The 25392-nt window shown below is 57.8% G+C and carries 23 protein-coding genes; 9 read left to right on the top strand and 14 right to left on the bottom strand.

Features of this window, described 5'->3' with window-relative positions:
• Positions 1-10 precede the first annotated feature (10 nt).
• The 6 genes from ABLN87_RS06860 to ABLN87_RS06835 all read right to left on the bottom strand — a co-directional run bounded on the left by ABLN87_RS06860 (position 11) and on the right by ABLN87_RS06835 (position 7864).
• Positions 11-1240, bottom strand: coding sequence for a class I SAM-dependent RNA methyltransferase (locus ABLN87_RS06860; protein ID WP_353008516.1), 1230 nt, complete (start codon positions 1238-1240; stop codon positions 11-13).
• A gap of 39 nt (positions 1241-1279) precedes the next feature.
• On the bottom strand, positions 1280-3112 hold the full coding sequence (locus ABLN87_RS06855) for an ABC transporter ATP-binding protein (RefSeq protein WP_353008515.1): 1833 nt from the start codon (positions 3110-3112) through the stop codon (positions 1280-1282).
• A complete protein-coding gene (locus tag ABLN87_RS06850) occupies positions 3109-4947 on the bottom strand; it encodes an ABC transporter ATP-binding protein (protein ID WP_353008514.1) in 1839 nt (612 codons plus the stop codon). Before ABLN87_RS06850 ends, ABLN87_RS06855 begins: the two co-directional genes overlap by 4 nt.
• Positions 4948-5137: 190 nt before the next feature.
• Positions 5138-6292, bottom strand: a complete 1155-nt coding sequence (locus tag ABLN87_RS06845; RefSeq protein ID WP_353008513.1) for a CCA tRNA nucleotidyltransferase — start codon at positions 6290-6292, stop codon at positions 5138-5140.
• Positions 6289-6903, bottom strand: coding sequence for a CoA pyrophosphatase (locus tag ABLN87_RS06840; protein ID WP_353008512.1), 615 nt, complete (start codon positions 6901-6903; stop codon positions 6289-6291). Before ABLN87_RS06840 ends, ABLN87_RS06845 begins: the two co-directional genes overlap by 4 nt.
• Positions 6878-7864: an Hsp33 family molecular chaperone HslO gene (locus tag ABLN87_RS06835; protein ID WP_353008510.1), complete on the bottom strand. Its 987-nt coding sequence runs from the start codon at positions 7862-7864 to the stop codon at positions 6878-6880. The genes ABLN87_RS06840 and ABLN87_RS06835 overlap by 26 nt, the downstream gene beginning before the upstream one ends.
• 76 nt (positions 7865-7940) lie before the next feature.
• Here ABLN87_RS06835 and ABLN87_RS06830 point away from each other — a divergent pair, with 76 nt between their 5' ends.
• Positions 7941-8384 carry an NUDIX hydrolase gene (locus tag ABLN87_RS06830; RefSeq protein WP_353008508.1) on the top strand — a complete coding sequence of 148 codons (444 nt, stop codon included), beginning with the start codon at positions 7941-7943 and terminating at the stop codon, positions 8382-8384.
• Here ABLN87_RS06830 and ABLN87_RS06825 read toward each other — a convergent pair.
• Entirely contained in the window at positions 8381-9652 is a 1272-nt protein-coding gene (locus ABLN87_RS06825) for a PP2C family protein-serine/threonine phosphatase (protein ID WP_353008507.1), read from the bottom strand. The genes ABLN87_RS06830 and ABLN87_RS06825 overlap by 4 nt on opposite strands.
• Before the next feature lie 155 nt (positions 9653-9807).
• Between ABLN87_RS06825 and ABLN87_RS06820 the strand changes: the two genes are divergently transcribed.
• On the top strand, positions 9808-10137 hold the full coding sequence (locus ABLN87_RS06820) for an Hpt domain-containing protein (RefSeq protein WP_353008506.1): 330 nt from the start codon (positions 9808-9810) through the stop codon (positions 10135-10137).
• Here the strand turns inward: ABLN87_RS06820 and ilvA are convergent.
• Positions 10134-11360: a threonine ammonia-lyase IlvA gene (ilvA, locus tag ABLN87_RS06815; protein WP_353008505.1), complete on the bottom strand. Its 1227-nt coding sequence runs from the start codon at positions 11358-11360 to the stop codon at positions 10134-10136. The genes ABLN87_RS06820 and ilvA overlap by 4 nt on opposite strands.
• A gap of 59 nt (positions 11361-11419) precedes the next feature.
• A complete protein-coding gene (locus tag ABLN87_RS06810; protein WP_353008504.1) occupies positions 11420-12061 on the bottom strand; it encodes a hypothetical protein in 642 nt (213 codons plus the stop codon).
• Between the two features lie 273 nt (positions 12062-12334).
• Here ABLN87_RS06810 and ABLN87_RS06805 point away from each other — a divergent pair, with 273 nt between their 5' ends.
• The gene (locus tag ABLN87_RS06805) at positions 12335-13558 is read left to right on the top strand and encodes an argininosuccinate synthase (protein ID WP_353008503.1); all 1224 of its coding nucleotides are present in this window, start codon (positions 12335-12337) and stop codon (positions 13556-13558) included.
• Between the two features lie 35 nt (positions 13559-13593).
• Here ABLN87_RS06805 and ABLN87_RS06800 read toward each other — a convergent pair whose 3' ends face one another.
• Positions 13594-13773: a YegP family protein gene (locus ABLN87_RS06800; RefSeq protein ID WP_353008501.1), complete on the bottom strand. Its 180-nt coding sequence runs from the start codon at positions 13771-13773 to the stop codon at positions 13594-13596.
• Between the two features lie 386 nt (positions 13774-14159).
• On the opposite strand from ABLN87_RS06800, the gene ABLN87_RS06795 reads away from it, so the two are divergent.
• Together ABLN87_RS06795 and msrA are read left to right on the top strand one after the other, a co-directional pair.
• Entirely contained in the window at positions 14160-14441 is a 282-nt protein-coding gene (locus ABLN87_RS06795; protein ID WP_353008499.1) for an SCP2 sterol-binding domain-containing protein, read from the top strand.
• Positions 14442-14536: 95 nt separating this feature from the next.
• The gene (gene msrA / locus ABLN87_RS06790; protein ID WP_353008498.1) at positions 14537-15208 is read left to right on the top strand and encodes a peptide-methionine (S)-S-oxide reductase MsrA; all 672 of its coding nucleotides are present in this window, start codon (positions 14537-14539) and stop codon (positions 15206-15208) included.
• Here msrA and ABLN87_RS06785 read toward each other — a convergent pair.
• Both ABLN87_RS06785 and ABLN87_RS06780 read right to left on the bottom strand, forming a co-directional pair.
• The gene (locus tag ABLN87_RS06785; RefSeq protein WP_353008496.1) at positions 15205-16077 is read right to left on the bottom strand and encodes a ribokinase; all 873 of its coding nucleotides are present in this window, start codon (positions 16075-16077) and stop codon (positions 15205-15207) included. The two genes, msrA and ABLN87_RS06785, sit on opposite strands and share 4 nt — an antisense overlap.
• A gap of 3 nt (positions 16078-16080) precedes the next feature.
• Positions 16081-18336 (bottom strand): NADP-dependent malic enzyme, encoded by a 2256-nt coding sequence (locus tag ABLN87_RS06780; RefSeq protein WP_353009249.1) that lies wholly within the window; start codon positions 18334-18336, stop codon positions 16081-16083.
• Between the two features lie 161 nt (positions 18337-18497).
• Between ABLN87_RS06780 and mutS the strand changes: the two genes are divergently transcribed.
• On the top strand, positions 18498-21113 hold the full coding sequence (gene mutS, locus ABLN87_RS06775; RefSeq protein WP_353009246.1) for a DNA mismatch repair protein MutS: 2616 nt from the start codon (positions 18498-18500) through the stop codon (positions 21111-21113).
• A gap of 58 nt (positions 21114-21171) precedes the next feature.
• Here the strand turns inward: mutS and ABLN87_RS06770 are convergent, their stop codons facing one another.
• Together ABLN87_RS06770 and hrcA are read right to left on the bottom strand one after the other, a co-directional pair.
• Positions 21172-21735 carry a nucleotide exchange factor GrpE gene (locus ABLN87_RS06770; protein ID WP_353008495.1) on the bottom strand — a complete coding sequence of 188 codons (564 nt, stop codon included), beginning with the start codon at positions 21733-21735 and terminating at the stop codon, positions 21172-21174.
• 10 nt (positions 21736-21745) lie between these two features.
• Complete coding sequence (gene hrcA, locus ABLN87_RS06765; RefSeq protein WP_170534251.1) at positions 21746-22810, bottom strand: heat-inducible transcriptional repressor HrcA; 1065 nt, start codon at positions 22808-22810, stop codon at positions 21746-21748.
• 112 nt (positions 22811-22922) lie between these two features.
• On the opposite strand from hrcA, the gene rph reads away from it, so the two are divergent.
• The 3 genes from rph to hemW are packed head-to-tail and all read left to right on the top strand — an operon-like array spanning position 22923 to position 25391.
• Complete coding sequence (gene rph, locus ABLN87_RS06760) at positions 22923-23636, top strand: ribonuclease PH (protein WP_353008494.1); 714 nt, start codon at positions 22923-22925, stop codon at positions 23634-23636.
• Complete coding sequence (gene rdgB / locus ABLN87_RS06755) at positions 23633-24247, top strand: RdgB/HAM1 family non-canonical purine NTP pyrophosphatase (RefSeq protein ID WP_353008493.1); 615 nt, start codon at positions 23633-23635, stop codon at positions 24245-24247. The genes rph and rdgB overlap by 4 nt, the downstream gene beginning before the upstream one ends.
• A complete protein-coding gene (gene hemW / locus ABLN87_RS06750) occupies positions 24237-25391 on the top strand; it encodes a radical SAM family heme chaperone HemW (protein ID WP_353008492.1) in 1155 nt (384 codons plus the stop codon). Before rdgB ends, hemW begins: the two co-directional genes overlap by 11 nt.
• Position 25392 lies beyond the last annotated feature (1 nt).

Raw genomic sequence — 25392 nt, 5'->3', positions numbered from 1 at the left:
CGCTGTCTCCTCAGGATGCGGGGTTCAACACAAACCGCGCGGCCAGTTCCGTATGTGACGACCACCGAAATTGGTCAACAACCTGTACCCATTCAAGGGTGTAGCCTGCGTTAACAAGCATTTTTGCATCGCGCGCGAAGGTCACCGGGTTACAGGACACATACGCGATGGCTGGGCGCAGCGCCTGAGCCAGTTCAGCCACCTGCGCCTCTGCCCCCGCGCGTGGCGGGTCCAGCACGACCGCATCAAAGGCCTTCAATTCATCGGGCATCAGTGGGCGGCGAAACAAATCACGCGCCTCGGTCGTGACACGTTTCAACCCTGTTGCCTTACGCCAACCCTGATCCAGCGATTGGGTCATCGCGGCTTCGCCCTCAACTGCATGAACCTCGGCCGTCTGAGCCAGTGGTAATGAAAACGTCCCGCTGCCCGCGAACAGATCAACAACGCGCTTGGCACCTTGCGTTGCCTCCAAAACAGCCTGTGTTAGAGCCTGTTCACCATCCTTGGTCGCCTGCAGGAACGCACCCGGAGGCGGGGTTACTTCGGACTGCCCAAACCGCTGAACCGGGGGCTGCCGCATGGCAATGACCTCACCATCCCAGCTGAGCCGGGCAAGCCCGTGCTTCTCGGTCGCTTGCGCCAGGGCCAGTTCAAGCGGCCCATCCAGGGGTTTGCCCCCCGTGACTGCAACATCCAGCCCGCCCTCGGACAGGGTCAGTGTCACGGCCAGAACGCCCTTGCGGCTGCCGCCCAGCATGGCAAACGCCTCGGCCACCGGAATACCGGCGATCAGTGCGGGGTCCAGCAGATGACAATCCGGGATTTCGGTGATCACGTCGGACGCGCGTCCGTGAAACCCGGCCAGCGTGCCTTTCTTTGTGCGCCGGACAGCGATCGTTGCACGACGGCGCGAGCGTTCAGGCGAGGTATGGATCGGACGCATCGGCGCCTCCAACACCTGTGCAGACAGGGCCGTTCGGACCACATCCACCTTCCAATCGGCGACGAACGCATCCGATGCATGCTGTAGCTGGCACCCTCCGCAAGCTTTGTAGTGGCGGCAAGGCGCCTTCACACGCTGATCGGACGGGGTTTCCACGCGGATATCGGAGAGAAACTGGCCCAGCAATGTGCCTGAAACCACCTCACCCGGAAGAGTGCGGGGCGCATAGACCGGGCCATCGGCGATGCCGTCACCCTGATGGCCAAGCCGGGTTATGGTGTAGGTTTCCGTCATACCGCGCCTGATAACGGGGGTTTGGCCGCAACAAAACCCTTATTCGGCGGCTTCTGCCTGAATGAAACCACCCGATTGCCGATGCCAGAACCGCGCATACAGCCCGCCCTGGTCCAACAGCGCGTCATGCGTGCCGGTTTCGACGATGCGTCCTTGATCCAGAACGACGATCCGATCCATCTCGCTCAGCGTGGACAAGCGATGCGCAATGGCCAGAACGGTTTTGCCCCGCATAACCCGATGCAGCGCAGTCTGGATCGAGGCTTCGACCTCAGAATCTAACGCCGACGTGGCCTCATCTAACACTAGGATTGGGGCGTCTTTCAAAATGGCGCGGGCCAATGCGATCCGCTGTCGCTGACCCCCACTGAGCTTCACGCCGCGCTCCCCCAAATGCGCATCATAGCCTTTGCGGCCTTGCGCATCCTGCAAACCAAGGATGAAGTCATGCGCCTCGGCCTTTTCGGCGGCCTCGATCATTTCATCCTCGGATGCATCTGGGCGTCCATACAGGATATTTTCACGTGCGGACCGATTGAACATGGCCGTTTCCTGCGTGACCATGCCAATCTGACGGCGCAAACTGTCCTGCGTCACCTGCGAGACATCCTGGCCATCGATGCGAATAACGCCATTTTCCCCATCGTAGAGCCTAAGAAGTAGCGAAACGAGGGTAGATTTGCCTGCCCCAGATGCCCCGACAATCCCGAGCTTTTCGCCGGGTTTGATGGTCAAATCCAGCTCTGAAACGCCCCCAATTTCCCGGCCATATGCAAAGCTAACGTCGTCAAATGTAATCGCACCATGGGTCACTACCAGATCCTTTGCCTGCGATGCATCCTCGACCCTGTCGCGCTTGGCCAAGGTTTTCATCCCATTCTCGATCTCGCCAACATTGGCATACAGCCCCATCAGCGTGAAGCTTACCCAACCGGTCATTTGCGAGATACGGACCGAAACAGCGCCGGCAGCCACAATGTCGCCTGTAGTTGCAGCACCGCTTTGCCAGAGCCACAGCGTCGCCCCAATCAGCATCACGGGCAGCACACCCGCCAAAGTCATCAAGATGACCCGAAAGCTGGCCGAAAGCAGCCCGAACTCTAACGAACGTTCGCGCAGATCAACCATCGAATTGCGCGCTGCCCGATCCTCGTGTTGGGCATGTGCAAACAGCTTGACCGTTTTGATATTGGTGATCGTATCGACGATTTGCCCTGACACCATCGCACGCGCACCTGCCCGTGCACCTGATCGTTTGCGGATACGTGGCAAATACCAGCGCACCAGCAGAAAATAGACCACCAACCAGGCAACAAAGGGCATCATCACCAACGGATGAATAGACCCTAACAAAAGCAAAGAGCCGACAAGAGAGGCCAATGCAAACACAATCGCGCTGATCGTTTCCGAGACGACCGAGGCCAGAGCATTCGCAGTCTGAACCTGTTTCTGCGCGATCCGTCCCGCGAAATCATCGTCGAAATACGTGACCGACTGGCCCAATGTCCATCGGTTCAGCTTGGCCAAAACCAGTGGCGTGATATTGGGCATGACGACATAGTTGTTCGAAAACGCCGAGAAACCAAAAAAGATCGGCCGCAGGAGCATAAAGAACGCAACCCCGCCCAGGATCATCCACAGATTGCCGCCGGTCAGAAACCCGTCCGGTCCGCTGGTCGTTGCCACATCGATAACACGGCCCAGAATCCAGGCTGTTCCTGCCTCCATCGTACCGGCCGCTGCCGAGAAGAAGGCCGCGACAAAAAGCATGGGCCAGGCACCGGATAGTGCCCAGCGAATGAACGCCCCCAACGTTTGCGGCGGGGGCGTCTCGATGTTTTTGAACGGGTTGATGAGGTCAGCGACCCTCATTCAGCGGCCTCCGGGTTCATGAAGCCACCAGATTGCCGCGCCCAGAACTGCGCGTAAAGGCCGCCCTGCGCCAAAAGATCAGCATGCGCGCCTTCTTCGACGATCCGGCCTGCATCCATAACCAGAATACGGTCCATCTGAGCGATGGTGCTGAGCCTGTGGGCAATGGCGATCACGGTTTTACCTTGCATCATGCCGTAGAGGGTTTCCTGAATGGACGCTTCAACCTCGGAATCTAGGGCAGATGTCGCCTCATCCAACAACAAGATCGGCGCATCCTTCAAAATCACCCTGGCAAGGGTCACCCGCTGCCGCTGACCGCCGGACAGTTTGACGCCCCGCTCACCCACATGCGCATCGTATCCGGTGCGTCCCTGCGGGTCTTGCAGGTCAAGAATGAACTCATGCGCCTCGGCCTGCTTCGCAGCGGCAATCATCTGTTCTTCAGTCGCATCCGGACGACCATAGAGGATGTTGTCACGCACTGAACGGTGCAGCAACGCGCTGTCCTGCTGAACCATGCCGATATGCCCGCGCAGACTGTCCTGCATGACCTGCGCAATGTTCTGATCATCGATCAGGATCGCGCCCCGCTCGACGTCGTAAAAGCGCAAAAGCAGCTTGACCAGGGTCGATTTCCCAGCACCAGAGCGCCCAATCAGACCGATCTTTTCGCCCGGCTGAATGGTCAGGTTTATGTGATCCAAACCACCCGTTTCACGACCATAATGGTGCGACAGATCGCTGATTTCGATCTGGCCCTTGCTCAGTTGCAAGGGTTTTGAGGCCGGTACATCCAGCAGGTCGATTGGCTGAGCAATCGTCTCCATCCCCTCGGCCACGATACCAAGCTGACGGAAGAAGCTGGTCAGCGCCCACATGATCCACCCGGTCATCGCGTTCAAGCGCAGGGTCAGCGCCGTTGCAGCCGCAACAACGCCAACCGAAGCGGTACCCTGCATCCAAAGAGCAATCGCCCAGCCAACAACCCCAACGATCAGAAAGCCGTTCAAAGTAACCAGAACCGCATCCATGATCGTGAATATCCGCATCTCGACCTGAAAGGTCCGACGCGTTTCCTCGATCGCTTCACGCGCATAATCCAGCTCCTGTCGGCCATGAGCGAACATCTTGACCGAGTGGATGTTGGTGTAGCTGTCGACAACCCGGCCCGTGACAGTCGAACGCGCATCAGATGCGGCCTGAGAGGCGGGCCCGACTCGTTTCACGGTCCAACTCACCAGCAGCGCATAGAATACAAACCAGATCAGCAATGGGATCAGCAGCCGCGCGTCGGCTGCGTATAGCAAGATCGCCGCGCCGATCAGATAGGCCAGCGAGAATGAGATCGCGTCAAAGACCTGAAACACCACTTCGCCCGCCGCAGGCGGGGTTTGCATGATGCGGTTGGCGATCCGGCCTGCGAAATCATTCTCGAACCAGCCAACAGACTGGCGCAGAACGTGTTTATGTGCCCGCCAGCGGATCAGTGTGCCAAAGTTCGGCAGGATCGTGTTGTTCAGCAGCAGTACATCGACCAGATGCAGCAGCGGACGCAACAGCAGGATAAAGCCCGCCATCAACAACAACTCGGTCCCGTGGGTTTGCCAGACCTCTGCCGGGGTGCCACCCAACAGATCAACAACGCGGCCCATATAGTAGATCAACCCGACCTCAACAGCGGCCACGATGATGGAAATCAGCGCGGCCCAAAAGAACACCCGGAAAAACGGGCGCGAGTAGTCCAGCATGAATGGCCACAGCCGCGTCGGCGGCGTATCGGTCTCACGATAGGCGACAAAAGGGTCAACGAGGTTTTCGAAATAGCGAAACATGGAGAGTGCTCCGATTGAGCAGAAATACAGACATGCGAAGAAGAATGGCGCCTGAACACCACCCTTTACGGGGTAAGTGCCCTGGCTTTAGCCGAACCAGATCCCGTAATACATTCGCATTCCTCCATCCATGAGTCAGGCGCACGTAACCACAAACGAAATCGTTTGTCATCCCTTTTTGAGACTTCGTTCAGCTGGTCAGCAATTCTGCGCGGGTCAGGGTGAAGTCAGACGCGATCCAACGGGCCTCAAGCTCGGCCAGCTTCTTGCCCAGAGCGGGGCCGGTAAAGTCGGGGATCAGATCGGCGGCGCTGATCGGGAAACGCGCTGCTGCACCGTGATGGAGAGCTTGGCGTAAGTCCTCGGACCAGGGGTGTTCGAAGAAGGCACAGCGCAGCAAGGTTTCGTGCAGGCCTCCGTCGTCGCCGTAGCGATAGCCCAGCTCTTCGATGCTGGTCGAGGCCTGCGCTTCTTCACGCATTCGGGTCATGCGTTGCAATTGCGCCCGGCTCAGGCGCAGTGTTGCGGCATCCTCGGGTGTGGCAATCACGGCCAGCCTGCGCACCGGATCAGGCGCGGCACCGGCGGCCTGTTCTATGGCAATCAGCGGGGCCAAGGCACGGTCATCTGCACCGGGCAACAGATGCGACAGAACACCCGCGCTGCGCATCGCTGCCACCGAAGGCGCAGGGTCTGGCGCGCCCAACAGCTTGATCAACTCGGCCCCGACCCGTTCACGGGATAGCGTTGTCAGCCCATCCAGATTGGACGCAATCGCAGCTAGCGCATCCGCGTCGAATCCTGCATCAGCATCGCCATACCAAGCGTGAAACCGGAAATATCGCAACGAGCGCAGATAATCCTCGCGGATGCGGTTCTCAGCGGTTCCAATAAACCGCACGCGCCGCGCCTGAAGGTCAGGCAAGCCTGACAGCGGGTCCAGCACCGTGCCGTCGGGTCGCGCATAGATCGCGTTCATCGTGAAATCGCGGCGCGCAGCATCTTCTTCAACGGTGTCGGCAAAGGCCACAACCGCACGGCGACCATCGGTTTCCACATCGCGTCGAAAGGTGGTGACCTCATGTGGGGTATGATCACAAACGATGGTGATCGTACCGTGTTCCAGCCCCGTTGGAATCGCCTTAAGGCCAGCCTTTTCGGCCAGTTCGATCACCCGTTCGGGATAGGCATCGGTTGCAATATCGATATCCGAGACGGGCGCGCCCAGCAGGGCGTTACGCACGCATCCGCCCACGAACAGGGCCTGCGCCCCGCCTTTGGTGAGGGCTTCACAAACCGCCTGAGTCGCCGGGTCCGAAACCCAAGGCGCGCTGATCTGCTTCATTCACTTACCCGTGCTGCAAGCCCGCGCAATATGCGAGCCGTCGCGCCCCAGATGTAATAAGGACCGTAAGGAACAGCGAAATACTTTCGCCGTTGGCCACGCCACCGGCGCGACTCGATCACATAATTCTCGGGCTTTAGCAGATGTGCAAGTGGAACTGAGAAAACCTCATCCACTTCGCCCGGCTCAGGCACTGGATCAAAACCCTGGCGGATGATGGCCACAACCGGGGTAACAGCGAACGAGGTCACGGTTTCATGGCTGGGTAGAAAGCCGATCACTTCGGGCAACTCTGGATGCAGGCCAATTTCCTCGTGTGCTTCTCGCAGCGCCGCAGCGGTGATATCCGCATCGCCCTCATCCTGTTTGCCACCGGGAAAGGCGATCTGGCCGGGATGGTGTTTCAAAGCCGATGACCGCTTAGTCAGGATCAAACGCGGCACATCCCCAGAAACTGAGATCGGCACCAGAACCCCAGCCGGGCGCAATTTGCGCCCGGGGGGCAGCACGGTTTCGGGGTTCAGATCAAAGTCACTGGACCCATGGCCCGGACGCTGCAACGCCGCAGCAATCTGATCCGTCGGATCATGCACCGCTGGCATCTTCCGCATCAAAACCAACCGTCGCGGGATCCAGCACATAATGCGCCCCGCAGAACTGACAATCGGCAGTGACCATGCCCTCGGGCGTTGTCATCTTTTCGATGTCCCTAGCCGAATAGATCGACAGGCTTTGACGTACACGCTCTTCAGAACAGGTGCAGCCAAACTGTACCATCTGCGCGTCATAAACGCGTGGGCTTTCTTCGTGAAACAGGCGGATCAACAGATCGGTCGGCGCGATGGATGGGCCGATCAGTTCCAGATCATCAACTGTATCCAGCAGGATGTTGACCCGGCCCCAGTTTTCACCTTCTTCGCCGTCGACCAGATCGTTGGCGGTGAGGATTTCACCCGTCCCCTCACCCGAGGCCGCAAAGGGCGAAGCTTTGGGCATGTGCTGCAACATGATCCCACCGGCACGCCAATGCTCACCCACTTCAGGTTCGGTCGATTTGCCGAAGCTCAGCGAGAAACGGGTCGGCAGTTGTTCGGATTGGGCGAAATATGCCTCGGCCGAGGCGCTGATCGACGCTCCGTCCAGCGGTGTAATGCCCTGATAAGGCTGCGTGCCTTCGCCCTGATCGATCATGATTGCGAAATACCCTTCGCCTACCTGATCAAAGGGGGCGCTGTTGGTCAGTCGATCCCGGTCAAAGCTGGCATAGGCGCGGATACGTGCCGGTTCACCTTCGACGGTGGGCGCATAATAATCGGTTGCGATCATCCGCACCGCACCCTTGGATTGAACCTGCAACGACAGCTTCCAGCGCAGCGAAACGGTCTGGCCAATCAATGCTGTCAGCAAAGCCATCTCGGCCACCAGCGCCTCGACCTGTTCGGGATAGTCATGCTGCTTCAGGATGCCATCCAGCACCCCGTCCAAACGGGCCACACGGCCACGCATGTCCGACACATCAAGTTGAAAGGGCAGGACGGTATCGTCCCACGCGATTTTTGTTCCAAGAGACATGGGGTTTCCTTACACGCCACAGGTTGGCATACCGGCACCATATAGGTCGCAGAGATTGGGTTGTAAGGGGCCATACATGATCAGACGGTTTGGTGAAAGCCCTGAACCCGGGCGATCCTACACCCGCAGGGTGGGCGTCTATGCGTTGCTTCCACGCGAAAAGCATCTGCTTTTGACCTGCCAGACCGAACCGGGCCCCGATCTGCAACTGCCGGGCGGTGGCATTGATCCCGGCGAATCGCCCATTACCGCGCTGCATCGTGAGGTTTATGAGGAAACCGGATGGCGCATCGCCACGCCGGAACGCATTGGTGCGTTTCGCCGCTTTACCTATATGCCTGAATACGATTTATGGGCCGAGAAGGTCTGCCTGATTTACCGCGCCCGTCCCGTCCTGCAATTGGGCCCGCCAACCGAAACCTTTCACGAGGCGCTTTGGATGCACAGCGCGGATGCGGTTGAACTGTTGGGAAATGACGGCGACCGTCACTTTGCAGCCTTGCACCTGAGCAGTCTTTAGTGCCCGTTGTATTCAAAAAATACCGCCGAAACGTCATCTCCCATGCCTTCGTTGGGTGGCATGCGCTGGGTCAGCCGCCAGAACATATCATCCAGAAATTCTGATCCACCCTGGCCAGACGCACAGTCCAACGCCATTTCACGCAGACCATCCTCCTCCAGCAACCCGCCTTCTGCCAGGTGACATTCCGTGAAACCATCGGAGTGCAGTAAGAGCCGGTCACCTGGATTCAGCTTTGTTTCAACCTGCTGAAAATTCGCATCTGGGATCAATCCGATGGGAAGGCCGCCATCGCCAAGGTATTCGGTGCTGCCATCCTGCCTCAGCAACAGCGGGTGCGGATGTCCAGCCTGCACCATTTTCATATGCCCGCTGCGCAGATCGACAATGGCGTAGACCATTGTGAAGTATTCCTCGATCCCGGTGTCCACCATCAAACGTGAATTGAGCGTTTCGGCCACTTGCTCCGGCGGCAGTAACGCGTAGAACTTGTTCATCCGCTTTTCCAGCGCCACATTCTGATCGAAATGCTGGCTGGACAGATAGCCGCCAAGCCGCGCGGTCATCATCGCCGAGGTGATCCCGTGGCCCGAGACATCGATGCTGTAGAATCCCAATCGGTTCGGACCGGGCGAGAACATGCCCACCAGATCGCCGCCAATATGACCGCAGGGCTTTAACAACAGACTGACCCGGGAAACACCGAACTCGCGCGTCAATTCCGGGACCAGTGATTCCTGTATTTTTCGGGCTTGTTTCAGGTCTTTGTCGATCGCGTCATGGGCCAGTTTCAGTTCGTCGAGTGCAGACTCGATCAGGCGGTTCTTGTCCGAAAGCTCTCTCTGCATATCCAATATGCGTGCGCCGGCCGAGATACGGGCGCGCAGTTCATCCGCCTCTAGCGGTTTGATCAGAAAATCATCCGCCCCGGCATCCAGCCCACGCGCGACTTCCTGCTTTTCGCTTTTCGATGTCAGAAGGATGAAATAGCTGTAGTGTTCAGAGTCGAGCGCGCGGAACGCGCGGCAGAACTCCAGTCCGCTCATGCCTGGCATGACCCAATCGCTGAGCACGAGATCAGGTGCAAATTCGGCGCAAAGCTCAAGGGCCTTTTCGCCATTGTCTGCCTCAAGCACCTCAAATCCCCATTTCTTAAGCGAGGCCACAAGAATGCGCCTTTGCAGGCGGCTGTCATCCACGACCAGCACCTTTCGGATCGCACCGAAATCCAGTTCGGAACCGGTTTGTTCAAGACTTAGTGCTGACACCCTTTAACCCCAGGCTTCCTTCTTCAGGGACGCGGCAAACCTATCGCGCCGGGGTTTAACATCCCGTGAAGGCCCAATGGTCTTTGGCTTTAACCGCACATTTACCTGATCCGCGCTAGCAAAGATCAACCCAATTCCTTTGCAGGAGGATGACGATGATCCATTGGCCCCGAGTCAGACAATTGCGGGACGAGGTCGGCGCAGATGAAATTGATGAAGTCATCGCAATCTTTCTGGACGAGGTGCAGGAAGTGATCGCACGCCTGCATGCCGATACCGAACGGCTTGAACTGGAACAGAACCTGCATTTCCTCAAAGGCAGCGCCATGAGCTTGGGGTTCGATCAGTTCTCGAAACTCTGTCAGGATGGCGAGCGCCGTGCCGCTGCCGGACAAGCGGCAGAGGTTGATTTGGCCGAAATCCTGGCCGCTTATGACGCATCCAAATCTGTGTTTCAGGCCGAATTGCCTAGCAATCTGACCTAAATCACGAACTGTGCCAGCGTCTCATCTTCGGTGATGTCGGTATAGGTAAACCCGGCCTCATCCAGATGCGCAAACAGGCGGGCGAAGTTCTCGGGCTTGCGGGTTTCGATCCCGATCAGGACTGACCCGAAGTTGCGCGCGGATTTCTTCATATATTCAAACCGAGCGATGTCATCTTCGGGGCCGAGAATGTTCAGGAATTCTTTCAACGCGCCAGGGCGCTGCGGCAGGCGCAAAATGAAGTATTTCTTGACCCCGGAATAGCGCTGCGCACGCTCCTTGACCTCGGGCAGGCGTTCAAAATCGAAATTGCCGCCCGATGTCACGCAAACCACTGTCTTGCCGCGAATAAAGCTTTGCACATCTGCAATCGCTTCAATCGCCAGTGCCCCAGCGGGTTCCAGCACGATGCCTTCGACATTCAGCATCTCGATCATGGTGGTGCAGATGCGATCCTCGGACAAGACCAGCACATCCGACAAATGCCGCGATTTCAGCAGTTCGAATGGCTTGGCCCCAATCTTTCCAACTGCTGCGCCATCGACGAAGTTGTCCACATGGTCCAGCGCCACCGGATGCCCCGCCGCCATCGCCGCATGCAGGCAGGCGCCGCCCTTGGGTTCAACAAACAGACAGTGTGTGCGATCTCCGAACCAGGTCGCCACTCCAGCGGACATACCACCGCCACCCACAGGCAGCAGCACATGGTCAGGTACCTGGCCCAACTGTTCTTCGATCTCGACCGCCAAGGAGGCCTGACCTTCGATCACATCCTCATCGTCGAAAGGTGACAGAAAATGCCCGCCCTGCGCCGCGCACCATGCCTGCGCCGCGGCCAGAGTGTCGTCGAAATAATCCCCGGTCAGGTGAACCTCGATATTGTCACCGCCAAAGATGCGGGTTTTCTGGATTTTTTGCTGCGGGGTCGTCACCGGCATGAAGATCACGCCCTTCACGCCCAGATGCTTGCACATATAGGCCACGCCCTGCGCGTGGTTGCCGGCGCTTGCGCAAACGAACAGGTCCTGCCCTTGCTGTTTGCGCATCGCATTGAACGCGCCGCGTATCTTGTAAGATCGCACCGGGCTGAGGTCTTCGCGCTTAAGCCAGATATCCGCACCGTAGCGGTCGGACAAATGCGCATTCCTCTGCAACGGTGTCGCCGGGAATACGGTGCGCATCGCCTGTTCGGCGGTTCCGGCACGAGTCATGAAGTCAGTCATGACCGTTTCAGTGGCCTATCCCGACTAAAAGAGCAAGGAATACATATGTGTACGAGAGGTCAGGTGAGCTCGCGCTTTTCCACAACGTAGCCATAAACCGTCGTCAGGATACTGATGTTCAGAATCGCCAAGAAGACTTGAAAGGCAAGTGACAGAATACCGTGAATGGGCGGAATGAACTGAAGCAAGTTGATTGCAAAGCTCACAATCAGTTGAAACATGACGTAGAAGAAAATCAGCCCCAAAGCGGTCCTCCCCGGGTTGTGGATTCGGCTCCAAGCGTTCCACACCTCTGACAGGCCCATCGCTTTATCGACAGCAAATGCGGGCAAAACAAGCGACCATCTCAGGAAAGCGACGCCAACCAAAACCAACACAAAAACCAAACCCGCCAACGCAACGGGCCAAATGACTTGGGCGACGTTCATAAGCACGAAACCGGTCGGAATGGCAATTGCCAAGAAAATGATACCCAACAGAAACAATCTCAGGACGTAACCAACTGCCAGCTTGATATCAAACCGCGGAATGAAGCCCGAGGTAAACTCTTCCAGCAAGATATATCGGTGCCAAGTGGTAATACCCCAAGCGCTTATGATGGCTGTCAGAGTCCAGATCAAAAAGAACCATACAAAAAAGAAAGAAGGAATGTTTTCTTTGGGAATAGTTACGGTCTTACCCCAAACTAGGTAGTCGCTCATACCGGACAAATAGAGAAACGATCCTATTACCGTGATGCTAAGCGCGGTAGGTGCCCAAAATATCCGAATGACCGCTGTCACGTTTCCGAGAACCATTGCAACTGCGTGCGCAAAAATCTTCCAACCCAAATCCAAAACTCTGCCCTCTCAACCAATCCTTGTTCCCTATCCGCTCGTTTCACCTCAATTCCCTCGCGCGGTCAACGCACATAACTTGCCCCCGCGCTCAAAACCCGCTAGGGGCCAGTCGTTCTTCGCACAAAGGGAAATCAGATGTCCGCGCCCAAGAAAGTTGTTCTGGCCTATTCCGGTGGCCTTGATACCTCGATCATTCTGAAATGGCTGCAGACCGAGTATGGCTGTGAGGTCGTGACCTTCACCGCCGATCTGGGTCAGGGCGAAGAGCTTGAGCCAGCCCGCAAGAAGGCCGAGCTGCTGGGAATCAAGCCTGAGAACATCTATATTGAGGACATCCGCGAGGAATTCGTACGCGACTTCGTCTTCCCCATGTTCCGTGCAAATGCACAATACGAAGGGCTGTATCTGCTGGGTACCTCAATCGCGCGGCCTCTGATCTCGAAACGTCTGGTTGAGATTGCTGAGGCCACTGGTGCTGATGCCGTTGCCCACGGCGCAACCGGCAAGGGCAACGATCAGGTGCGGTTCGAACTGGCGGCTTACGCGCTCAACCCCGACATCAAGGTCATTGCGCCGTGGCGTGAATGGGACCTGTCCAGCCGCACCAAGCTGCTGGAATTTGCCGAACAGAACCAGATCCCGATTGCCAAGGACAAACGCGGCGAAGCTCCATTTTCGGTCGATGCCAACCTGCTGCACACCTCTTCCGAGGGTAAGGTTCTGGAAGACCCAGCCGATATGGCGCCCGACTATGTTTACCAGCGCACCGTCCACCCTGAGGACGCGCCGAATGAGCCGGAATTCATCGAAATCGGCTTTGAAAAGGGTGACGCGGTCAGCATCAATGGCGAGGCGATGACCCCGGCCACCATCCTGACCAAGCTGAACGAATATGGCGGCAAGCACGGCATCGGTCGTCTCGATCTGGTCGAAGGCCGGTTCGTTGGCATGAAGTCGCGCGGTATCTATGAAACGCCCGGCGGCACCATCCTGCTGGAAGCACATCGTGGTATCGAATCCATCACCATGGACCGTGGCGCGATGCATCTGAAAGACCAGCTGATGCCGCAATATGCGGAACTGATCTATAACGGTTTCTGGTACTCGCCCGAGCGTGAGATGCTGCAAGCCGCCATCGACAAATCGCAAGAACACGTCACCGGCACCGTGCGGGTGAAGCTGTATAAAGGTCTGGCCTCAACGGTTGGCCGCTGGTCAGATCACTCGCTGTATTCCGAGGCGCACGTGACTTTCGAGGAAGACGCTGGTGCCTACGATCAAAAAGACGCGGCAGGCTTTATCCAGTTGAACGCGCTGCGGCTCAAGCTTCTGGCAGCACGCGATCGTAGAACAAGCTAAAGAAATGGGCTGCGCTTGCCGCCCATCCCCATTTCTTACGCCGCCCGCTGTTCATGAACAGGGGCATTGTATGCCGATTTCGTAAGATTAATGCCGTGCTCAGCATCCGCTTTGCGCACATAACTCTCCGATGAAACAGCAATGGGCTCGTGGTTGGACGCTTTCAGCGTCCATCGCCAGTACCCGGCGGAGTCTTTGTAAAGAACGTAGTACATTCTCGCGTCTCCATTACGTTGTCGCGATCCCGACGTAAGTGCCGGAACCTGCAAGGACACCGCAACATGCTTGACGGGACTCGCGATATCGTTGAGAATCGCAGTGTCTTCACTAGACAGAATGCCCGTTTGCGGCAGTCTTGGGGCACCTATTCGAGTAGGTGCCCCTTTATGATCGCGAGTCTGAGCCCGCGAGTCGAGTCTTTTTTATATGTGGCATTACAACATGTTGGGTTGCCAGCATCAGCGCATACAGGATATTCGAAGGTGCCCGCTGGTGTTTAAGCGACTCAAAATGCAAGAGGCTCTAGTGCTTCCAGCTTGGTCAACCTTGCCAAACTTATCTCTATGTCTTTACGTATACGTCAACTTTCAAAGGACAGGTCATGCTGCAAGATATCGCCGACGGAATTCAAAAAGGGCTAAATGGCAAAAGCTTTGATGGCTCGCTCAAGTTCGATTGTGGTGAGGCGGGCGTGATCGTTCTGGCCGACAATCAGGCCACCACGCAGGATCAGGAGGCCGATTGCACAATCCGGATTTCACAGGACAACCTGACCAAATTGCTGACTGGTAAGCTGAATCCGATGACCGGCGTGGCCATGGGCAAGCTGAAGATATCGGGCAATATGGGCGTTGCGATGAAGCTGGGGCAGCTGCTGGGATAGACGATAAAATCGCCTCACCAGCGCGTGACAATCGATGTCAGCGCATTGCAAGGCGGGGCGTCTACAGGCAGCTTGGTCTCGGAAGGAGACCTGCCATGACACGAACTGCCTATCTCGATTGTATAAAACCCTCAGTGCTTTTTGTACTAATCTTGCTGGCTGCACTACTGCGCGCCCTGCCGGGTTCCGCCGCAGGGACCGAGACGCTAACGGTCGCGGGCGGATGTTTCTGGTGTGTCGAATCCGATTTTGAAACTGTACCCGGCGTAATTGGCGCGGTGTCCGGATATACCGGTGGCACCACCGCCAACCCCAGCTACAAGGACGTGACCAAGGGCGGAACCGGCCATTATGAGGCGGTTCAGATCACCTTTGATCCCAGCAAAGTCTCTCGGGATACCTTGTTGGACATGTTCTTCCGATCGGTTGATCCAACGGACGCGGGCGGACAGTTCTGTGACCGGGGTGATAGCTATCGCACGGCTATATTCGTCTCTAACATGGGCGAAAAAGCCTTAGCCGAGCAAGCAAAGGCCGATGCCCAGTCCGCGCTCGGCCAAACCGTTGTGACGCCTATTCTACAGGAAACCGCCTTTTATCCGGCCGAAACCTATCATCAGGATTACTACAAGGGCGAAAAGGTTGTGTTCACCCGCTTTGGGCCAAAGCGTCAAAAGAACGCCTATAAGGCTTATCGCAAAGCCTGCGGTCGGGACGCGCGGGTCAAACAGCTTTGGGGTACAGATGCACCGTTTGCCGGATCCTAATCGAACTGCGCGTCGCGCACCTCCCGCAGGTCTGGAATAACATCCGCCGTGCCGTGCCGTGTCACCATCAAGGCAGCGGCGCGGTTGGCTTGAAGAATAGCCTGTTCCATCGGCATACCCCGATCCATTCCCGCCAGCACGTAGCCGGTGAAAGTATCGCCTGCCCCAGTCGTATCCACGGCCTGTACCTTATGCGCCGCAAAGTCGATCGGATCGCAGCCTTGCTGAAAATACCGCGCACCCTTGGACCCAAGCGTCACGATCACATGTCGCACAGGCAATTCAGCCGCACTTAGACCTGTTTCCTGTTGCAGTTGTGCAGCTTCAACCTCATTCAGGATCAGGAAGTCCAGATAGGGCAGCACGGCCTGAACCGCCTCAGCCTCGAACGGGGCCGCTGCATAGCAGGCGGTCAGACCAAGCTCGCGCGCCATGCGGGCGGCTTCGACTTGTGCATTGGTTTCATTCTGAAAAACAAGCAGATCGCCGGTGTTGGCAGACGCAAGCGCCTGCCCGATCTGCCCACCTTCAAGCGCGTGATTGGCGCCCGGATACAGAATGATCAGGTTCTCACCCTGCGCATCGACCGCAATGATGGCATGACCCGTGGGGCTGCTGACCTCAGCTATAAACCGCGTGTCCACGCCATATTCCGTCAACCGCTCTTGTGCCCAGCGCCCATCCGAGCCGACCGCTCCGATATGGCTGACGCGTGATCCCGCCCGCGCGGCAGCCACCGACATATTGGCGCCCTTACCACCCAGAAACTTCTCGAGCCCGCTAGCCGCCAGAGTTTCCCCCGGCGCAGGCAGATGCGGCAAGGCATAGACCATATCCGCGTTGATCGAGCCAAGGTTCCAGATTGTCATTGCTTACCCAATCTCACACGAGGCCAGAATGGCCATGTTCAGGATATCGTTGGCCGTTGAAACCGTCGAACAAATCTGAATTTGCTTACCGATGCCGGACAATATCGGGCCGATCACGGTGGCCCCGCCCATTTCCTGCATCAACTTGGTTGAAATGCTGGCCGAATGGCGTGCAGGCACGATCAGAATGTTGGCTGGGCCGGTGAGGCGCTGAAACGGATAAGCCTCCTGCTGGTCCACATTCAGCGCGACATCGACGGTCATCTCACCTTCGTATTCGAAATCCACGCCGCGCTGATCAAGCACTGCGGGGGCCACATGCATTTTCTCGGCCCGCTCTGACACCGGATAGCCAAAGGTCGAGAAGCTGACAAAAGCCACCCGAGGCTCTAGCCCCATGTGGCGGGCCACGGCTGCGGCGCGCTCGGCGATATTGGCCAGATCGTTTTCGTCCGGCCATTCATGAACCAACGTATCACCGATCAGAACAATCCGCCCCTTGTGCAAGAGCGCGGTTACACCCGCGGCGCCATGTTGCGCATCGGCGTCAAACACATGGTTTATGCGATCCAGCACATGTGCCGATTTTCGAGTGGCGCCCGTCACCAGACCGTCGCCATGTCCATGGGCCAGCATAAGAGATGAAAACACGTGGCGGTCCCGCGCCGCCAGACGATGGATATCCTTGTGATCAAAGCCTTTGCGTTGAAGGCGTTGATACAGGAAGTTCTTGTAGCTGTCCAAATGGGTGGTATTGGCCGCGTTGACAACTTCAAGCTCGCGCACCGCGTCGCCCAGTCCAGCTGCTTCCAGCTTTTGCTTCACATCGTCTTGGCGTCCAACCACCATCGCCTTGCCGAAGCCAGAACGCTGATACATCACCGCCGCGCGCAGCACGCGTGGATCGTCGCCCTCGGCAAAGATCATCCGGCTTTGTGCCTGACGCGCACGGGCGTTCAAACCGCGCAGGATGCTAGCGGTTGGGTCCATGCGGGATTTGAGGCTCAGCTCATAGGCGTCCATGTCTATGATAGGACGGCGTGCTGCGCCCGTATCCATCCCGGCCCTGGCAACAGCTGGTGGAATGCGGTGAATCAGGCGCGGGTCAAAGGGTGTCGGGATAATGTAGTCGCGGCCAAAGGTTAGCGATTTGCCATAGGCCATCGCGACCTCATCCGGCACATCCTCACGCGCCAGCCGGGCCAGCGCATGGGCGCAGGCGATTTTCATCTCGTCATTGATCGCACGCGCATGGATATCCAGCGCACCGCGGAACAGGTAGGGGAAGCCTAGAACGTTGTTCACCTGGTTCGGATAGTCGCTGCGGCCTGTGGCAACGATCGCGTCAACGCGGACCTCATGCGCCTCTTCCGGGGTGATCTCAGGGTCGGGGTTCGCCATCGCGAAAATCACCGGGTTGTCCGCCATGCTGGCAACCATATCCTGCGTCACGGCGCCCTTGACCGAAACGCCCAGGAACACATCCGCGCCCTTCATGGCATCTTCCAGCGACCGCAGATCGGTCGAGATCGCATGGGCCGATTTCCACTGGTTCATCCCTTCGGTCCGGCCCTGATAGATCACGCCCTTTGTGTCACAAACGATGCAGTTCTCGTGCCGCGCGCCCATCGACTTGAGCAGCTCGATACAGGCAATCCCCGCAGCCCCCGCACCGTTCAGAACAATCTTAACGTCTTCGATCTTCTTGCCCGAAATATGCAGCGCGTTGATCAGACCCGCCGCACAGATCACCGCTGTACCATGCTGATCATCGTGGAAGACGGGGATGTCCATCTCCTCCTTCAGGCGCTGTTCGATGATGAAGCATTCCGGGGCCTTGATATCTTCCAGATTGATGCCGCCAAAGGTCGGCCCCATCAGACGCACCGCGCGGCAGAACTCATCCGGGTCTTCGGTGTCCAACTCGATATCGATCGAGTTCACGTCAGCGAACCGTTTAAAAAGGACGGATTTCCCCTCCATCACCGGCTTCGACCCCAGCGCACCAAGGTTACCGAGACCCAGAACCGCCGTCCCGTTCGAGATCACAGCGACCAAGTTACCCTTATTGGTATAGTCATACGCGGTCTCCGGCGCGTTGGCGATGGCTTCACATGGAACAGCAACACCGGGGCTATAGGCCAGCGACAGATCGCGCTGGGTGGTCATGGGAACGGTGGCCTGCACCTCCCACTTGCCGGGGGTTGGGTCCAGATGAAAGGCCAGCGCCTCTTCTTTGGTGATCTTCGCTTTAGGCATTTTGAACGTCGTTTCCATGACTTCGGGGCTCATGCCTCATAGCGCAGGCAGGCGCGCGCCTCAACGGGAATGAGTTTTCGGCTTTTATAGAAGATGCGGGGTTTGTAAGGTCGCGTCCGGAACACGCCAGAAGGGGGCCACTTTTGTCCACAGTCACGCCAATGATGGCTCAGTACCTTGAGATCAAAGAGGCCCATGCCGACGCTCTGCTGTTCTACCGTATGGGCGATTTCTACGAGATGTTCTTTGAGGATGCCGTCAATGCCGCCGAAGCGCTGGACATCGCCCTGACCAAGCGCGGCAAACACAATGGCGACGATATCCCGATGTGCGGTGTCCCGGTTCATGCGGCTGAAGGCTACCTGCTGACCCTGATCCGCAAAGGGTTCCGCGTGGCCGTCTGCGAACAGATGGAAAGCCCGGCGGAAGCGAAGAAAAGAGGCTCTAAATCAGTGGTAAAGCGCGATGTCGTGCGTCTGGTGACGCCCGGCACGCTGACCGAAGATGCCCTGCTCGAAGCCCGCCGCCACAACTTTCTGGCCACATATGCCGAGGTTCGGGATGAGGCCGCACTGGCCTGGGCCGATATCTCGACCGGGGCGTTTAACGTGATGCCTTTGACACCCGTGCGGCTCAGCCCCGAGCTGGCCCGGCTGGCCCCATCCGAGTTGATCGTTGCCGACGGGATGGAGCAATCGCTGAACGAAACCGTCCGCGACCTTGGGATTTCACTGACACCAGTCGGACGGGCCAGTTTCGACAGTACCGCGGCGGAAAAACGCATCTGCGGGCTGTTTCACGTGGGCGCGCTGGAGGCATTCGGGTCCTTTGGCCGGGCCGAGATTTCGGCCATGGGTGCCCTGATCGACTATCTTGAGATCACGCAGAAGGGCAAACTGCCTCTGCTGCAAACACCAATGAAGGAATCCGAAGACCGCGTGGTACAGATCGATGCCGCCACGCGCCGCAATCTGGAGCTGACCCGATCCCTGTCGGGCGGTCGTGCCGGATCGTTATTGTCAGTGGTCGACCGCACCGTCACACCGGGCGGGGCACGGTTGCTGGAACAACGCCTCTCAAGCCCGTCCCGCAATTTGGATGTGATCCATGCCCGTCTCGACGCTGTCAGCTTTGCCGCCGAGGACAGCCTGATCGCCTCGGACCTGCGCGAGGCCCTGCGCAAAACCCCCGATCTGGACCGCGCCCTGTCTCGCCTGTCGCTTGAACGTGGCGGGCCCCGCGATCTGGCCGCCATCCGCAACGGCCTGACCCAAGCCTCCGCAATTGCCGGCATCTGCGAAGGGCAGGATCTGCCGGTCCTGCTAGCAACCGCTTTGCAAAACCTTGTCGGCTTCGACGACCTTCTGAACTTGCTGGATGAGGCTTTGGTGGCCGAACCACCCCTGCTGGCCCGCGACGGAGGTTTCATCGCCCCCGGCTTTGACCCCGAACTGGACGAAGCGCGCACCCTGCGCGACGAAGGCCGATCTGTCATCGCTGGGTTTCAGCAGAAATATGCGGAACACACAGGCATCACTTCGCTGAAGATCAAGCACAACAACGTGTTGGGCTATTTCATCGAAACCACGGCTACGCATGCTGAGAAGATGCTGAACCCGCCGTTTTCTGAGACCTATATCCATCGCCAAACCACCGCCAATCAAGTGCGGTTCACGACCGTCGAACTCTCGGAAATCGAAACCCGTATCCTGAATGCTGGAAACTTGGCGCTTGAGATCGAAAAGCGGCTCTATAAAAGGCTTTCTGACGAAATTCTGGGCTTGGCCGCCCGCCTCAACCAAGCCGCCCGAGGGCTGGCCGAGCTGGATCTGACCACAGCGCTTGCCGACCTTGCGCGCGGTGAGAATTGGTGTCGCCCACAGGTCGACACCTCGCGGGCCTTTGAGGTTCAGGGCGGACGCCACCCGGTAGTCGAACACGCACTGCGCCAACAAAGCGGCGACGCCTTCGTCGCCAATGACTGCGATCTCAGTGCCGAAGATGGGGCCGCCATTTGGTTGCTGACCGGTCCCAACATGGCCGGTAAATCAACCTTCCTCCGCCAGAACGCCCTGATCGCCCTACTCGCCCAAATGGGCAGCTACGTCCCTGCAGAACAAGCCCATATCGGCCTTGTCAGCCAGTTGTTCAGCCGCGTCGGAGCCTCTGACGATCTGGCCCGAGGCCGCTCAACCTTCATGGTCGAAATGGTCGAAACTGCCGCCATTCTGAACCAGGCCGATGACCGCGCATTGGTCATTCTGGATGAAATCGGCCGCGGAACCGCCACCTATGACGGCCTCTCCATCGCTTGGGCCACGCTAGAGCATCTGCACGCCGCCAACCAATGCCGCGCCTTGTTTGCGACCCATTACCACGAACTCACCGCTTTGGCCGGAAAACTCGAAGGCGTCGACAACGCCACCGTTGCAGTCAAGGAATGGGAAGGTGAGGTGATCTTCCTGCACGAGGTCCACAAAGGCGCCGCCGATCGGTCGTATGGCGTGCAGGTCGCCCAACTGGCGGGTCTGCCTGCCTCCGTTGTTGAACGTGCCCGCATCGTATTGGATCAACTAGAAAAAACCGAGCGTGAGGGTGGCAAACAAAAATCCCTGATCGACGACCTACCGCTCTTCTCAGCCGCTCCACCACCGCCGCCGCCTGCACCGAAAGCCTCACCGGTCGCAGACATGCTGAACGACATCCTGCCCGACGAGCTGACCCCCCGCGAAGCACTCGACCTGATTTACAAACTGAAAGAGGCGGCCAAATCCTGACCGCCCCTTCTTCTGTTCAAAAATACCTCCGCCGGAGGCTTGGCCTCGCAGAGGTCAATCAGCTCGCAGGTGTCGACGACACACCAACCTGCGCCGGGCGCAGCAAACGGTCGTGCAACATAAACCCTTCAGCCGAAACCTGAATGATGTCCCCCGCGCGCGTTCCCGGCACCGGCGCTTCAAACATCGCCTCATGCACATTCGGATCGAACCGATCACCCACTTCAGGCGTGATCACTTCGATGCCGTGCTTCTGAAAAACATCTTTCAACGCCCGCATGGTCAGTTCCACACCTTCCAACAGAGGGCCAGCAACCTCTTTCTGCTCATCGGTCGCGGCCTCAAGCGCGCGTTTCATGTTGTCGTAAACCGGCAGCATGTCGCGGGCCAGCTTTGATCCGCCATACTGTTCCGCGTCCCGGCGCGCTTTGTCGCCGCGCTTGCGCGCATTCTCGGCATCCGCCAACGCGCGCATGAACTTGTCTTTGTAATCGTCCCGCTCGGCGCGCAGCGCGTCGGCTTCCAACGCCTCTTCGCTGATATCCATCAATTCCTCGGCCAGCTCTTCCGCTTCGGCCGTTGCGATATCGTCCAGAAAATCTTCGTTCTTGGGCTCTGCCATCTCTTAACCTCTAGCTCCGGTCGGATATCAGCTTGCCGACCAGTTGCGCCGTATAATCCACGATCGGCACGATCCGTCCGTAATTCAGACGTGTGGGCCCGATGACCCCAACCGCACCAATTATCTTACGATCAGCGTTCATATATGGAGACACCACCAAAGAGGAACCCGAAAGTGAGAAAAGTTTGTTCTCAGAGCCAATAAAAATGCGAACGCCCTCGCCTTCTTCCGCCAATTCAAGGAATTCCGCGATGTCACGCTTGCGCTCCAGATCGTCAAACAGCGACCGGATACGCTCCAGCTCTTCTTCCTGACCAGATTCGCCCAACAGATTCGCCCGCCCGCGCACGATCAAACGAGCCGAGTCAGTCCCGTCGCCATCCCAGGCTGCTATTCCGCTTTCGACCATCGCGCGCGCCAAAACATCAATTTCTTGCCTTCGCGCATCGATCTGGCTTTGCATCTGCCGTCGTACTTCGCTGAGCGTACGCCCCTCGATCAGTGCATTCAGGAAGTTCGCCGCCTCCCGCATTGAGCTTGGCGTCTGTCCCGGCGGCGGCGTGAACAGCCTGTTTTCGACATGACCATCGGCAAAGACCAGAACCACCAACGCGCGATCATGGGCAAGTGAGACAAACTCGATATGCTTGATCTCGGATTCATGTTTGGGCGTCAAAACCAGTGACGCTCCATGTGTCACATGTGACAAAGCCGATCCTACGCGGTCGAGCATCCCGCCGACATCACCCGCGTTAGAGCCTAAAGTCTCATCCAGTTTCTGACGGTCATCAGCGCCCAGATCACCAACCTCCAGCAACCCATCCACAAACATTCGCAGCCCTTGCTGCGTTGGAATGCGTCCCGCGCTGACATGCGGGCTGTCCAGCAGGCCCAGAAACTCCAGATCCTGCATCACATTGCGCACGGTCGCCGCGCTGACTTTTTCCGAAAGGGTGCGTGTTAGGGTGCGGCTGCCGACTGGCTCACCGCTGTCCAGATAGCTTTCGACGATCAGCCGGAACACCTCACGCGACCGGTCGTTCATCTCGCTCAGAATTTTGCTCGCTTCGCTCATCCGCGCACCCTTGCTGGACAGCCATTAAATAGCAGGCACAAGAAAGGTCAATCGGGGTTGCATCGTAACGCTACAGGGCGGTATCCCCAACCCAGCAAACAAAGGAATTCCCATGCGACCCTCAGGACGTGATCTAAACGAAATGCGCGCCGTTTCCATCGAAACCGGCTTTACCAAACATGCCGAAGGGTCTTGCCTGATCAAGATGGGCGACACCCATGTGCTGTGCACCGCCACGATCGAGGATCGCGTCCCGCCCTTCATCAAGGGTTCGGGCCTTGGTTGGGTCACTGCCGAATACGGTATGCTGCCCCGTGCAACCAACACGCGGATGCGGCGTGAGGCTGCATCAGGCAAGCAGGGTGGGCGTACTGTTGAAATTCAACGCCTGATTGGCCGCGCCCTGCGCGCAGGCGTGGATCGTGTTGCCCTGGGTGAGCGCCAGATCACCGTGGATTGCGATGTGATCCAGGCCGATGGCGGCACCCGCTGCGCCTCGATCACCGGGGGCTGGGTTGCTCTGCGTCTGGCAGTCAACAAACTGATGAAAGCAGGCGACGTTATTTCCGACCCTCTGGTCGATCCCGTTGCTGCCGTGTCTTGTGGTATCTACGCAGGCCAACCGGTGCTGGATCTGGATTATCCGGAAGACAGCGAGGCGGGCGTTGATGGTAACTTTATCATGACTGGATCCGGCAAGCTGATCGAAGTGCAGATGAGCGCCGAAGGGTCTGTCTTTTCCCGTGCGCAAATGGATCAGCTGATGGATCTAGCTGAAAAAGGCGTGGCTGAACTGGCCGCCGCCCAGAAAGCAGCCTCTGCATGACTCGTAAGTTCGACGGGGACAGGTTACTGGTCGCAACCCACAACAAGGGCAAGCTCGAGGAGATGGCACATCTGCTTGAACCTTTTGGCGTGACCGTGGTTGGTGCGGCTGAGATGGAACTACCTGAACCGGAAGAGACCGAAGATACTTTTGTCGGCAACGCCCGGATCAAGGCCCATGCCGCCGCAAAGGCCACCGGTCTGCCTGCCCTGTCGGACGATTCTGGGATCACCATCAACGCCCTGGACGGAGCGCCGGGCGTTTACACCGCCGATTGGGCGGAAACTAGCAATGGCCGCGATTTCCTGATGGCGATGACTCGCGCGCACAGCGAGCTGGAAGCCAAAAACGCCGCGCATCCCCGCCTGGCTCAGTTCCGTTGCACGCTGGTTCTGGCCTGGCCTGATGGGCATGATGAAGTGTTCGAAGGCGTTGCGCCCGGTCATCTGGTCTGGCCGATCCGTGGCAAAGATGGGTTTGGGTATGACCCGATGTTTGTCCCCGAAGGCCACGACATTACCTTTGCGGAAATGGATCGCTGGGAAAAGAACAAGATCAGCCACCGCGGCCGCGCGGTGGAGATGTTCGTGAAAGGCTGCTTTGGCGGATGATTGGTGCAACGGGGGCTTTGGCCTGTATGTGCATTGGCCCTTTTGTGAGGCCAAATGCCCCTATTGCGATTTCAACAGCCATGTTTCCCGTGAAATCGATCAAAAACAATGGCTTGAGAGCTATCTGAGCGAGCTAAAGCGTTCAGCCGCCGAAACGCCTGATCGGGTGCTGAACACGATCTTTTTCGGTGGCGGCACACCCTCTCTGATGGCCCCTGACACCGTCGCCGCCGTGATCGACGAAGCCCGCACTCTCTGGCGCCCAGCCAACGACATGGAGATCACGCTCGAAGCCAACCCCGGCTCTGTTGAAGCGGGCCGGTTTTCAGCATATCGCGACGCTGGGGTGAATCGAATATCCATGGGCGTTCAGGCGCTGAACGACGATGATTTGCGCCGATTGGGGCGCATTCACACAGTCGCCGAGGCAAGCGCCGCATTTGATATTGCCCGCACTTGCTTTGATCGTGTCAGTTTTGACCTTATCTATGCCCGGCAACATCAAACCTTGGGCGCTTGGAAAGCCGAACTGACCGAGGCCCTATCGATGGCTGTTGACCACATGTCTCTGTACCAGCTGACAATTGAGGACGGCACCGCCTTTGGCGACCGATACGCGGTCGGCAAGCTGCGTGGTCTGCCCGAAGATGACAGCGCGGCAGATATGTATCTTGCCACACAGGAGATTTGCGACGCACATGGCCTGCCCGCCTACGAAGTATCAAACCACGCAAAACCCGGCGCCGAGTCTCTGCACAATCTGATTTATTGGCGATATGGCGACTATGTCGGAATCGGCCCTGGCGCACATGGCAGGATCACCGTTTCCGGACAGAAACTGGCGACCGAAACTTATCTGTCGCCCAACGGATGGCTGACCGCGGCACAAAACGGGTCAGCAGAGAAAAGCCGCACCGCCTTGCCCCTGCAAGATCAAGCAAATGAATACCTTATGATGGGTCTTCGAACTACTGAAGGACTAGATATAGATCGGTATAGCGCATTAACTGGTAAGCCGCCGGAGCAATCCAAACTGGATCACCTGACGCAGATTGGCATGATCTCACAGCATGGGAACCGCGTGTCTGCAACCAAAGACGGGCGCGCCGTTCTGAACGCCGTCATCCGAGAGCTATTGAGCTAGG

Source organism: Ruegeria sp. SCP10, assembly GCF_040329495.1.
In the GTDB taxonomy this organism is placed as follows: Bacteria; Pseudomonadota; Alphaproteobacteria; order Rhodobacterales; family Rhodobacteraceae; genus Ruegeria.
The sequence above is the reverse complement of the archived record's forward strand: the minus strand, read 5'-3'. Positions and strand labels throughout refer to the sequence as shown.